Origin of the sequence: Halobacillus mangrovi, from assembly GCF_002097535.1 — a bacterium.
Taxonomy (GTDB): Bacteria; Bacillota; Bacilli; order Bacillales; family Halobacillaceae; genus Halobacillus; species Halobacillus mangrovi_A.
On the sequence record NZ_CP020772.1, the window covers coordinates 2034977 to 2047691 of the forward strand.

13 protein-coding genes are annotated in these 12715 nt (G+C 40.2%); 8 read left to right on the forward strand and 5 right to left on the reverse strand.

All coding sequences use genetic code 11. The annotated features are described in order from the left end of the window. Positions 1-19 precede the first annotated feature (19 nt). The 8 genes from HM131_RS09890 (at position 20) to HM131_RS09925 (ending at position 7155) form a co-directional block, all read left to right on the forward strand. Positions 20-1144, forward strand: coding sequence for a M20/M25/M40 family metallo-hydrolase (locus tag HM131_RS09890; RefSeq protein ID WP_085029602.1), 1125 nt, complete (start codon positions 20-22; stop codon positions 1142-1144). Between the two features lie 120 nt (positions 1145-1264). Continuing rightward, a complete protein-coding gene (locus HM131_RS09895; RefSeq protein WP_085029603.1) occupies positions 1265-2512 on the forward strand; it encodes a DNA polymerase IV in 1248 nt (415 codons plus the stop codon). 46 nt (positions 2513-2558) lie between these two features. Next, positions 2559-2687, forward strand: a complete 129-nt coding sequence (locus HM131_RS09900) for a YpzI family protein (protein ID WP_085029604.1) — start codon at positions 2559-2561, stop codon at positions 2685-2687. A gap of 23 nt (positions 2688-2710) precedes the next feature. Next, the gene (locus HM131_RS09905) at positions 2711-2863 is read left to right on the forward strand and encodes a small acid-soluble spore protein P (protein ID WP_085029605.1); all 153 of its coding nucleotides are present in this window, start codon (positions 2711-2713) and stop codon (positions 2861-2863) included. A 337-nt stretch (positions 2864-3200) separates the two neighbouring features. Then, a complete protein-coding gene (locus HM131_RS09910) occupies positions 3201-3755 on the forward strand; it encodes a DUF421 domain-containing protein (protein ID WP_085029606.1) in 555 nt (184 codons plus the stop codon). Between the two features lie 50 nt (positions 3756-3805). Continuing rightward, complete coding sequence (locus tag HM131_RS09915; protein ID WP_085029607.1) at positions 3806-4030, forward strand: DUF3892 domain-containing protein; 225 nt, start codon at positions 3806-3808, stop codon at positions 4028-4030. A 171-nt stretch (positions 4031-4201) separates the two neighbouring features. Next, a complete protein-coding gene (locus tag HM131_RS09920; protein WP_085029608.1) occupies positions 4202-4903 on the forward strand; it encodes an ABC transporter ATP-binding protein in 702 nt (233 codons plus the stop codon). Continuing rightward, positions 4900-7155 (forward strand): ABC transporter permease, encoded by a 2256-nt coding sequence (locus HM131_RS09925; RefSeq protein ID WP_085029609.1) that lies wholly within the window; start codon positions 4900-4902, stop codon positions 7153-7155. Before HM131_RS09920 ends, HM131_RS09925 begins: the two co-directional genes overlap by 4 nt. 164 nt (positions 7156-7319) lie before the next feature. On the opposite strand, the gene HM131_RS09930 is transcribed toward HM131_RS09925, so the two are convergent. From HM131_RS09930 to HM131_RS09950, 5 genes are all read right to left on the reverse strand, one after another. Beyond that, a complete protein-coding gene (locus tag HM131_RS09930) occupies positions 7320-8681 on the reverse strand; it encodes an aldehyde dehydrogenase (protein WP_085029610.1) in 1362 nt (453 codons plus the stop codon). A gap of 18 nt (positions 8682-8699) precedes the next feature. Beyond that, on the reverse strand, positions 8700-9623 hold the full coding sequence (rnz, locus tag HM131_RS09935; protein ID WP_085029611.1) for a ribonuclease Z: 924 nt from the start codon (positions 9621-9623) through the stop codon (positions 8700-8702). 119 nt (positions 9624-9742) lie between these two features. Next, positions 9743-10759, reverse strand: a complete 1017-nt coding sequence (gene namA, locus HM131_RS09940; protein ID WP_085029612.1) for an NADPH dehydrogenase NamA — start codon at positions 10757-10759, stop codon at positions 9743-9745. Between the two features lie 2 nt (positions 10760-10761). Beyond that, complete coding sequence (locus tag HM131_RS09945) at positions 10762-11916, reverse strand: glycosyltransferase family 2 protein (protein WP_085029613.1); 1155 nt, start codon at positions 11914-11916, stop codon at positions 10762-10764. 26 nt (positions 11917-11942) lie between these two features. Further along, entirely contained in the window at positions 11943-12674 is a 732-nt protein-coding gene (locus tag HM131_RS09950; protein WP_157130795.1) for a glycerophosphodiester phosphodiesterase, read from the reverse strand. Positions 12675-12715: the final 41 nt, after the last annotated feature.

Here is a 12715-nt window from a genome sequence, read left to right on the forward strand (position 1 = left end):
ATATGAAGGAGGATCACGAATGGTATCGATTAATAAAGAGCGTTTATTAGAAGAATTTTTAGAATTGGTTCAGGTAGACTCTGAAACCACTCAAGAAGAAAAAATTGCAGTGGTATTAAAAGAGAAGTTTGAAAGCCTGGGCCTTGAAGTACTGGAGGATAAAGCGAAGTCCATCACAGGGCACGGGGCAAATAATTTAATCTGTAATTTAAAAGGTACAAAAGAAGATGCAGATACGATTTATTTTACCTCCCACATGGACACGGTTGTGCCAGGCAATGGCGTTAAACCAAGTGTGGAAGACGGTTTTGTCGTAACAGACGGTACTTCGATTCTCGGTGCTGATGATAAAGCGGGAGTAGCTGCGATTCTTGAAGCTATCCGTTCTCTAAAGGAAAATAATGTTGAACACGGTGATTTACAGTTCATTATTACGGTTGGAGAAGAGAGCGGATTAGTCGGAGCCAAGGCTCTCGACAGCTCGCTTCTAAAGGCGAAATTTGGGTATGCACTTGATAGTGATGGGCAAGTAGGAAATATTATCGTAGCAGCTCCTACTCAGGCGAAACTGAATGCCGTCGTCAAAGGAAAGACTGCACATGCAGGCGTTGCGCCGGAAAAGGGAATCTCTGCAATTACCCTGGCATCTAAAGCAATTGCAAAGATGCCTCTTGGCCGTATCGATGATGAAACAACGGCTAACATAGGAAGGTTTGAAGGTGGTCAGAAAACAAATATCGTATGTGACCATGTAGAAATACTAGCTGAAGCTCGCTCTCTTGTCCCAGAGAAAATGGAAGAGCAAGTGGAAAAGATGAAAAAAGCTTTTCTTGAGACAGCAGAAGATATGGGTGGCGAAGTAGAACTTGATGTGGAAGTGATGTATCCAGGGTTTAAACAAAAAGCTGGGGACGAAGTAGTTGAAGTTGCCAGATCTGCCGCTGCCAAAATAGGACGTGAAAGTGAATTGTTGACGAGTGGAGGCGGAAGTGATGCGAATATTATTGCAGGTTATGGTATTCCGACCGTCAATTTGGCTGTAGGCTATGAGGAAATTCATACAACTAATGAGCGTATGCCAATTGCAGAGCTTGAAAAAGTAGCTGAACTTGTGACCGCCATTATAAAAGAAGTAGCCGAATAATCAAAAACGCCTCCGAAAACGGAGGCGTTTTTATATGGATCTACAGCTCTGTTCAAACAGAAATACTAAAAATTATGGTATAATAGAAGAACAAGAGTTCGGAGAAAAGGAAGGATTGCTGTGTCAAAATGGTATCCGAAAAATGGTCGGGTCATTTTTCACGTTGATATGAATAGTTTTTATGCTTCTGTCGAAATGGCATTTGATCCCTCTCTAAAAGGTAAACCGCTTGCTATTGCAGGAAATCCTGAAGAAAGAAGAGGAATTGTAGTCACAAGCAGTTACGAAGCAAGAAAATACGGTGTAAAAACAACGATGCCCGTCGGAGAAGCAAAAAGACTTTGTCCAGATCTTATTGTCATGAGGCCTAATTTTGAAAGGTATCGAACCGCATCTAAGGAAATGTTTAAGATCTTATCAGATGTGACCTCAATTGTACAGCCTGTCTCTATTGATGAGGGTTACATGGATATTACACAGTGTGAGGAACAAGGTTCTCCCCCGGATATTGCGGAGCGGATTCAAAGACGTATCTATGAAGAACTTGACCTTCCTTGCAGTATTGGCATTGCTCCAAATAAATTTTTAGCAAAAATGGCATCAGATATGAAAAAGCCAATGGGCATAACCATCCTTAGATTAAGGGATATTGAGAAGAAACTCTGGCCTCTGCCGATTGAGGAAATGTATGGAGTTGGTTCAAAAACAGCTGACAAGCTTAAAAAAATTAATATACAAACCATTGGGGATTTAGCGAATCACCCCGTTCTTGAACTAAAGCAACTGCTGGGCATTAACGGAGAGCGACTGCAGAATCGAGCAAATGGAATGGACCAAAGACCTGTTGATCCCGATGCTGTGCATGAATTTAAAAGCATTGGTACTTCAACAACACTTCCGCAAGACACTACTGAAGACACAGAAGTACGAGCGGTTTTACGCAGGCTCTCAAATAAAGTGGAAGCTCGAATGAAAAATAAAAAAGTAGTAGCAAAAAATGTTCAATTAATGATTCGCTATCACGACCGGAAAACCGTAACTAGAAGCCGTCAATTAAAAGAGTTCATTCACACATCAGACGATTTGTTCAATGCTGCCATTCAATTATTCGACCAGCATTGGAGCCTGGATCCTGTAAGACTTTTAGGGGTCACAGCTTCAGACCTTGCCGAACAATCGCAAGTGACCCAGCAGCTTGATTTATTTAATTATAAAGAACACGCTGACAAAGAAAAGCTTTATAAAGCAATTGACGACTTAACTGATAAGTATGGGAAAAACCCCTTTAAAGCAATTTCCGTTCCCTCTGAAGGGAACGTGACCACCAGTTTTCAAAAAGATTTCCTAGACGATTATAAAAAAGAATAGCTGCTTCTCTTTTTCTCATACTAAAGAAGAAGGGAGGCAGTTTTTTATGGGTAAAGATCGTCAAGAGAAGAAGCTAAAAAGATCAGGAAAGGTTCAATCTGACCGGGACCAAAGCTTAAGTCACCATGGTGCTACTGCCATGGAAGGACCAGAAGAAGCGAGAAAACGCAGGTAAAACTTATATAGAGGAGAGATTCCATGTCTGCAAGACGAATGGGACCAAAACAGCAGAAAACCCCAAATTTGCCTAAAGGACCTCAACAAGAATACGGGGACCCAATGGCTGGTTCGCATAAAGTAAAGCAAGCAAATCATTCACGAGACAAACAAAAATCTTCTCACGATATGTAATTTTAAAGGCGGCCTTGGCCGCCTTTTTTTTACTGGTAGAGTAGAAGTGTATAGGAACCTTTTTGGTGTGAGCTTTAGCGCTTATTCCCTCGAGATCATAAGAAACGATTGGATTAATAAACGCGTTACACTCCATGTCTTTTGTATTGCTTGTCAGATCCCTAAGGAAGAGGACTGTTTAAAGTTGTTGGCATTAGACATGCCGAACTTAGTTGATGAATGATTGAATAACTATCCCTTTTACTTAAGGTCTTATTACGACCAAAACAGTGGAATGTTTTTCTTTTTTTGACACATACTACTGTGGATTAAAATTTCGGTGAAAAGGGGCAGGACCATGAACTATGAACTTGTCTATAGACTAATTTTGCTAGTTGTCATTTTATATATCGTCTTTGTTGTCTTTCAGATGAAGGTGAGTCCTGCGAAGCACTTTCGGTTACGAAATATCTTTAATAGTGAACCAATTATAGTTATGACCAATGGACGAATCCTCGAAAAGGAATTGAGAAAAGTACGCTACAATGTAGATGAACTTATTTCCCAGTTGAGAAAGAAAGATGTATTTCACTTAAGTGAGGTAGAGAGCGCCATTCTTGAAACTGATGGGAGTTTAAGTGTATTGAAAAAAACGGACCTCAGCCATTACTCATTCCGAAATTCGTTAAAAGGGAAGGCTGCCAGGGAACACCCACAAATTGTAGTCATTGAGGGGAATATTCTTGATTTTAGTTTAAAAGTGATCGGGAAGGATAAAAGGTGGTTGACTCGGACACTTCGAAAAAACGGAATTGAGAATTTATCAAATATCATGGTTGCGCAAGTGGATCCATTGGGAAATTTCTATATTGACACTAGAACAGACCTTATTTCTTTTACATCTAACGAATAGACTTATACTTTTTTCATTTCTTCTCATACTAAAGGTGAGGAGGGGATCTTATGCCAGACCGTATTATTGCAGTTCGAAAAAACGGACAAGGAAGCATTAAAGAGATGAAGTTGTCTTCTGGTCAAGTGGTCGACTATCACAAAGCCCACGAAATGGCTCAAAGTGGTCAATTGGAGCATGTTCAGTTAATCAACGGCAAGGATGGTGAACTCCATTTGCGAAGTGTACCGGATGGAGATCCAACGAATAACTTGGATAACCTTCCTTCTTTTTAACCCTTTAACCCGGAATATCCCGGGTTTTTATTTTTGACTAAGATATATAAAATGAAATAAATACATATATATATTTCAAAAAATGATTGAAGAAAATAAAGGCGTAGTGTAAACTTAAAATGAAATATATTACTTAATTTATTTCACAACTTACAAATGGAGATGGTTGAATTGACTATCATCGTTAATGATGTGAACAAAACTTATGCAAGTGGAGAGGTAACAATTCATGCACTTAGAAACGCATCCCTAAAGGTTTATGACCATAAAATTGTCACCATATTAGGACCGTCTGGTTCAGGTAAATCAACATTACTGAATGTAATTGGAGGGATCGACCGGTTTGAATCAGGTACGATCAAAGTAGCAAGTCAGGATTTGTCCTCTATGAAAGACTCTGATCTTACTGAGTTCAGAAGAAATTATGCAGGGTTTATTTTTCAGCAGTATAATTTAATTCCAACTTTGACTGTTGAAGAGAATATAGAGGTTGGACGTGAATTGAGCAAAAATCCGCTTGATATGAAAGATACATTGGAAAAAGTAGGAATGTATGACAAGAAAGATAAGTTTCCATACCAGCTCAGTGGTGGAGAGCAGCAAAGGGTTGCGATTGCAAGAGCACTAATTAAAAATCCTAAATTTTTATTATGTGACGAACCGACGGGAGCCCTTGATGAAAATACTGGAAAGAAAATCCTGCGACTTCTCAAGTTTGTTAATGAAACATATGGAACAACAGTTTTAATTATTACCCACAATCAGGGTATCGGAGAAATGGCTCATACTGTCATTAAAATGAGCAGTGGAGAAATTGTGGAGACTTATGATAATGTATCTCCGATCGAACCAGAGCAGGTGAAGTGGGCATGATCCTCAGAAAATCCATATCAAGAACAATGAAGGATAAGAAATTTCAATATACGGGAGTTATCATTCTTTTAATATTAGCTGTCATGCTTTATGTTTCTTTATCAGTGGCAATTAGTACGCTGGAAGAACGTAACGAACATTTTTCAAAAGAGTATCATCAGGAGACCTTTCATTTTGTTACGGGAGAGAATGTGTCTGAATTACAATTAAAAACATGGGAAAAGGAGTATTCCGTTACCCTTGAGAAGCGAAGCTATCAGGATGTTAACATTAATGAGGATACTACGCTTCGTTTGTTTGAAGCAACCGATCAAGTGAACCTTCCCTATATTTCTTCTGGAACGATGCCTAATCAGCCAGGTGAGATAGCTTTGTCCAAAGTTTTTGCTGAGAAGAATGGCTATGAGATCGGCGATCGGATTAAGCTAAAAGAAGTGGACGTGAAGGTTTCAGGGTTTGTGTATCTTCCTGACTACATCTATATGATTGAGAGGCAGACAGATATCCTTAGCGATGCAGAGAAATTTGGCATAGGAGTGTCTACAAAAGAAACGCTAAGTGAAATGGAAGGTTCCCAGCAATCTCAAGTTCTTGGGATCAGTTCTGACGAGGAAGTACCTGAAGGGATTCGAAAGGCCGTAAATAAACAAACTTCTCTTCTTCAGTTCATCAGTCGAGAGGATAATGCAAGGATTCAATTTGTCGAGAGCGAAATTGAAGGCGCTAAAACAATGATTACTACGCTTCCTTTATTCATCCTTGCCCTTTCTGTAGTAATGGTACTTTTGCTATTGAAGAGGCGTATGGATATGCAACGAAAAGAAATCGGTACGCTGATGGCACTTGGATATCGTAAGCGTGAATTGATGCGCCATTATTTAGGATATGCTTGGGTGACGGGCTTGACAGGAACTATACTCGGCATACTTGCTGGGGGAGGATTATCCATTCCTCTTTCCAACCTATATGCGAATTATTTTAACTTGCCTCAGATATCCATGTTCGATTTTGATCCTTGGGTACTTGTGATCGGTTTCTTAATTCCTATCACTCTTATTCTAACCTTAACCGCTTTTGTTATCTCACGTGCACTGAAAACGGACCCGTTAGCATTACTTCGACCTAAAGAAATGGCGACCGGTAAGAAGTCGTGGATAGAGAGAATCCCATGGTTTAATAAGGGAGGGTTTAACCGAAGATTCAGATTGCGCCTCATGGTAAGAAGCAAGGCGAGGAGTTTATACATTTTCCTTGGTGTAATGTTCTCGACTGTACTATTATTATTTGGGTTAATCACCTTTAACTCTATGGAACGTTTGGTAGAAACAACATACAAAGAGGTTCAAACGTATGAATACGCTGTTCACTTTAACACGCTGCAGACAGATCAACCTAGTGGGGAGGGAAGCCCTTTTACAATGAATGAAGTAACGGTCGCTTCAGAGGACAAAGAAGAGAAAATAAAACTTTATGGGATCGTCCCAGAGACCGACCAGCTTCAGCTTTCTAATCAAGAGGGGACGCGTCTAAATAGTCAATTGACTGATGGGGCTATCATCTCTCAACCACTGGCAGCTGTATTAAATGTAGAGTCAGGAGACCGTTTAATTTTAATGAACTCACTCAATGAAATAGAAATGGAGACAGAGGTTGTTGGTGTTGCTGATGTTTTCATTGGAAGCAGTTTATATTTGCCTAAAGAAAAGGTGAACGAATTTTTAGGATTTCCTCAAGGAAGCTATACAGCCGTGTGGCAGGACAAAGAACCTAAAAACAGTGAAGAAGTGTTCATGATTGAAGATAAGCAGAAAGTGATCGAAAGCTTTGAGTCGACTTCAGGGGCTACTAGGTACTCCGTTATCGGTATGTCCGTCTTTGCTATCGTGATCGGTGTCATAGTACTTACACTGCTGACCAATTTAATAGTAGAAGAGAACTCTCCCTCTATTTCCTTATTCAAAGTGATGGGGTATCAAGATAATGAGGTTTCAAGACTAGTTTTGAGTGTTTACACTCCAGTAGTTTTAATTTCCTATTTTCTATCCATTCCACTCGGCGGTCTAGCACTCGAGCAGACCATGAACGGCTTAGTTGAACAGACAGGGTTTTTATTGCCTACGGACATTTCCTGGTGGATGGTGCTTACAGGGTTTGGTGTCATTATCCTGACTTATTGGCTCTCTCTCTATTTATCGAAGCGAAAACTGAAACAAGTGTCCTTGCAAGAGGCCTTGAAAAAACAACAGGATTAAATAAGTCCCTATCATGGAAGCGTGATAGGGACTTATTTTATGATCTAGTAAGTGACTTGCCTGGATCACTCTCTGATGTGTGAGGCTGAGCCTTTATTGATAAAAAACGATCCACGCTACTGCTTCTCTTCTGCGCTCCCAATCCACACTGGTGCTTTTGTTCTTCATCCAATAATTTTTTTTATGATGGCAAGTCCAAAGGAAGAGCCTGGATAACGAAAGCTATGATCGAATTTTGTCGTTTGCTTGGTAATACTTTTTTCATGGGTAAATGTATAAAAACTTGATTCTCCATGGTAACTTCCTATTCCACTTTCTCCAACACCTCCGAATGGCAGGTGAGGGTTGATGATATGATAGAGGGTGTCATTTATGCAGCCTCCTCCATATGGAATCGATTGTGTTATTTCTTTTTGATCTTGTTCGTTTTCCCCAAAGTAATACAGGGCAAGCGGCTTAGGACGCTGGTTTACTTGTCCGATGACCTCGTGTAAGTTGTCATAGGTGAGGAGGGGGAGAATAGGACCAAAAATCTCATCTTTCATGACAGGATCTGACCACGACACTTGATCAAGGATGGTCGGTTCGATCATCAGTTTATTCTCATCCAGCCCTCCACCGGCTACGACGGTTCCATCTTCCAAGTAAGCAGAAACGCGATCGAAATGTTGACGGTTTACGATTTTAACATAATCTGAGTTCTCCAATGGAGAATCTCCATAAAATTGATGAATATATTCTTTCATTTTTTTAATCAATGAAGCTTTAATCTCGTGGTGTACAAATAAATAGTCAGGCGCAATACATGTCTGGCCGGCGTTTGTATATTTTCCCCAAACGATTCGTTTAGCCGCTAGATCTATATTGGCATCCTTATGGACAATCGCAGGACTCTTACCGCCTAACTCTAAGGTAACAGGAATCAATTGTTTACTCGCTTTTTCCATAATGATTTTTCCGACTGGGACACTACCAGTAAAGAATACGTAATCGAGAGGCTGATCCAGCAATTCCTGTGTCACCTCTTTATCTCCTTCTATTACAGCTATATAGTGAGGCGAAAAATACTGCTCAACCATTTTCTTGAGAACCCATGAAACTGTTGGTGTCAGTTCCGAAGGCTTGATTATTACAGTATTTCCAGCAGCAATAGCTCCAATTACAGGAGCGAGTGCTAATTGAATAGGGTAGTTCCAGGGAGCAATGACAAGCACCGTTCCATAGGGCTCTTTTTGAATATAATTTTTGGAGCCGGTATGGGTGAGAGGGGTTTTTACTTTTCTTGGTGCCATCCATTGTTTCAAATGCTTCAAATGGTGATCGATTTCTGTTTTAAGAAAGGCGATCTCTGCAGCATAAGCTTCAAATTCAGATTTATTCAGGTCGAATTTAAGGGCATTGATGATAGGTTTCTCAAAAGTTGTTATCATTTTCTTTATGCGTCTCAGCTGTTCTTTTCTAAATTCGTAGCTTCTGGTATGACCTTCCTTGAACCATTTTTTTTGTTGCTGGACGATCGTATGCACAGTATTTTACCTCCTTAATTAGTTACGCTTAATTTGGTATTGAAAAAAGTCATAGGCTATTCTTGTGTTTTCAAATACTTCACGAGCTTCTTCTTCCAATTGGCGTATGGCTTCTCCTTGATATCTTGAGGAGATGTGAGTCAGAATCAATTCCTCTACCTCAGCATCTTTCGCTAGCTTAGCCGCTTGTTTTACTGTGGAGTGATAGTAATCATAAGCCATTTGTGTTTCGTCACTTGCGAAAGTACCTTCATGGACAAGAACATCAGCTCCATATATAGGCTCCTTCAAAGCTGATATGTAGCGTGTGTCTCCGAGAATGGCTATTTTTCGTCCCTTTTTAGGAGGTCCGATGACTTCATCACGCAGAATCATTCGTCCATCGGAAAGGCGGGTTTGAGATTGGTTTTTAATTTTTTGATAAATGGGTCCTGGCTTAATTCCAAGCGCTTTCAATTTTTCAGGTTGAAGCTCGCCTAGTTTATCTTTTTCCTTCAAGATATATCCATAACTTTCAAGGCCATGTTTCAATGAAACCGCCTCTACAATGAACTGTTCATCTTCAAAGAGGAGGCCTTCTTCTACTTCTTCTACATAGAGAGGATACCGTAAATGAGTTCCGCTCAACCGCAAGCTTATATCAATATATTCTTTCAACCCTCTTGGACCATAAACCGTCACGGGTGATTCTCCACCTTGAAAGGACCGGCTGCTGAGCAGGCCAGGCAATCCATAAATGTGATCTCCATGTAAATGTGTGATAAAAATGACTTCGATTCGTCTTGGTCTAATTGTTGTATTTAATATTTGGTGCTGTGTCCCCTCTCCGCAATCAAATACCCATGTTGTTCCTCGCTCTTCCAGCATACGAAGTACAAGGGAGGAAACATTGCGTTCTTTGGATGGGACACCGGATCCAGTGCCTAAAAAAAACAGTTCCATTAAGAACAACCTCCTAATATTCCCATCATACCATCAGTCAGCTTTGAAGGCACTTCATAAGAAAAAAACTGCCGAGTTCTGCTCGACAGTTCAATCTTAAAGCACAGGATTCCTATCCATTACCATGCTCTTGTATATTGTCTTGGTCCTTCCAGTTCATAGCCAAGTTCATCGGCTGCTTGCTTAGGCCAATAAGGATTTCTTAATAAAGCACGAGCAATAAACACTAAATCTGCCCGATTGTTTTGCAGAATTTCTTCTGCTTGATTTCCGTTGGTGATCAGTCCTACTGCTCCTGTAGCAATATTAGCTCTTTCTTTGATTTGCTCTGCGAATTTAACTTGATACCCAGGATAGGGTTCAATTGTGGCGGGTACAACTCCACCAGAGCTTACATCGATCAAATCTACACCTTGGGCTTTCATTTCCTGTGCAAAATAAACAAAGTCATCTATGGAATTCCCACCATCGTTGTATTCTGCTCCTGAGATACGTACTAACAAAGGGCCCTCCCATACTTCATGTACTGCTTCAATTGTTTCTTTTAAGAAGCGATAACGGTTTTCTCTTGAACCTCCATAGTCATCGCTCCGCTTGTTAGTCAATGGTGATAGGAATTGATTGATAAGATAGCCATGAGCTGCATGTAATTCGATGATATCGAATCCCGCTTGTTTAGATCTTTCAGCTGCATGTTTAAATGCAGTGACAGTTCGAGAAATATCACTTTTGGACATTTCCGTTGGAACCTTCGATACTTTATTAAAGGCAAGTGCACTTGGGGCAAATATTTCATCACGCAAATTTGCTTTACGTCCAGCATGGGCTAATTGAATGGCCGCTTTTGCCTCGTGGCGATGAATAGCTTCTGTTACTTTTAGTAGACCCTCCACGTGAGAATCCTCCCATATACCAAGGTCTTCATGGGAAATACGCCCCTCGGGAAGTACAGAAGTGGCTTCTGTCATAACAAGACCCACCTGTCCAACAGCACGGCTTTCATAATGAGCAATATGAAAAGGTTGAATATGGCCGTCCTGTTCATGTGAGGAGTACATGCACATAGGTGACATGACAATGCGGTTTTTTAATGTAATGTTTTTCATTGTATAAGGTGAAAAGAGTTTATGTTTCAAGTTTAGTCCTCCTCGGTGTCTTTAAAGTTCTGCTTCAGCTCTTTTAGAGAGTAGCGACTACCTCTCCACATGATCCCTCCGCGAACCCAAGTTAGGATAAGGGCCCTTCCTAACATATAGACAAATAACAAAGCGAAAAAGGGCAATCCAACAATTATCCATCTTGAGTAAGTAGTAAGGTGTTTTGTGGTTAAAGCATATAAATAAAATAACAAAATGATGTTCGCTGCGCTAATCATTTGAACTTTTGGAACAGAACTGAAAAGAAGTAAAAAGGGAAGGACTTGTGAAATGATGACCCCTGACATGGCGAGCAATGCCATCAGAATTGAATAATTTAATCCAGCAAAAGCATTTTTTTCGAAACCCCTGAGAGCACTAGATAAACTGGGATACCATTCTACGGCCAGGCTCTTAAGAGCTGTTACAAGCCGCTGGCTATATCCTTTTTTCTTTATCCTTATCCCCAGGGCAAGGTCGTCATCAGGACGTAACCGTATACGATCGTGACCACCCACACTTTGGTAACATTCTTTGGTCATTAATTGGAAAGCTCCGATCCCCATTCCACCTTTATTCTTCTTATTGTTTGCTGTCCAGGGTCTTTTAAGGTACCCGAATCCAAACAGGAAAAAGGAGATCAACCCTTTTAAAGAGATTGAGTGCGCTTTAAGATTCGGTGCAGCGGTAAGGTGATCCGCTTTCTCTGCTTTCATATAGGAGATGGCCTTAGAAATTATGCAAGGTGAAAAATGAATATCAGCATCAGTAAAAAGGAGGTAGTTTCCAGAGGAGATTTTGACTCCTTGAGAAAGGGCGTAGGTCTTTCCGAGCCATCCCTCTGGTAAGTTTTCAATATGAATGAGAGTTAATTGATTGTATTTGTCTGCAAGCTTTTGAAGAATCGCTCCTGTGCTGTCTGAAGATCGATCATTAACAGCGATGATTTCGAATTGTATCTGTTTTTGGTGGAGTAAGGACTCTATTGTTTGTTGAATCGAAGCTTTTTCATCTTTTGCGGCTAGGATTACGGATACAAGCTCCCTAGAATGGTCTGGAGTTATATCATCGATGGATTCAATACTACGAAAGCCTCTAATAAAATCTAGAAGGATGATGACCCAAAAAATGGATAGAATGAAAAGGAGCCAAAACATAAGAGATTATCCTTTGCTATGTTAATTTATGATAAAGACCTAAATTCCATTGCTTGATGAGGTACATCGGTAATCAGTCCATCGATTTCGAGCTTGAAACACTTCTTCATCATGGATAGCCGATTAACGGTGTAAATACGTAAATCCAGTCTTTCTTTTCGGCACTTTTTAACGAGCTTTTTATCAAGAAGGCGATGTTTGACATGAAGAGCGTCTGCACCGATGGATTTTGCATAAACAGGAAGGTTTCTTATTTTTGTTGATGTGAGAAATGCAGTCTTAATGGAAGGATTAATTTCTTTTAACCTAGTAATGCTATTTGAATTAAAGCTCGAAATAACCGTTCGATCAAGAACGCCCCTACTTTTTAAAGATTCGTATACGATAGCTTCAATATCTTTATACTCGATGACGTTTGTCTTAAGTTCCGCATTTAAAAACATAGGCTGATCTCTAAACCAGAGTAGAAATTCGTCCAATGATACAATGGAAGAATCAGAAAACTTAGGGTTAAACCAGCTGCCGGCATCAAGAAGACGCAGTTCTGAGTATGTATAATCTTGTACAAACCCTGTTCCATTCGTAGTTCTTCTAAGGTTTTCATCATGAATAAGCACGGGGATTTGATCTTTGGTGAGTTGAACATCGGTTTCAATGCCATCGGCTCCTGCTGCCGCAGCTAGTTCAAATGCGTTCATTGTATTTTCAGGTGCCAGTTTGCTAGCGCCTCTGTGTGCGTAGATCAAAGTTTTTCCCAAAATATTCACCTCTTAATCCATATGGACTTGAGTTTGATTGT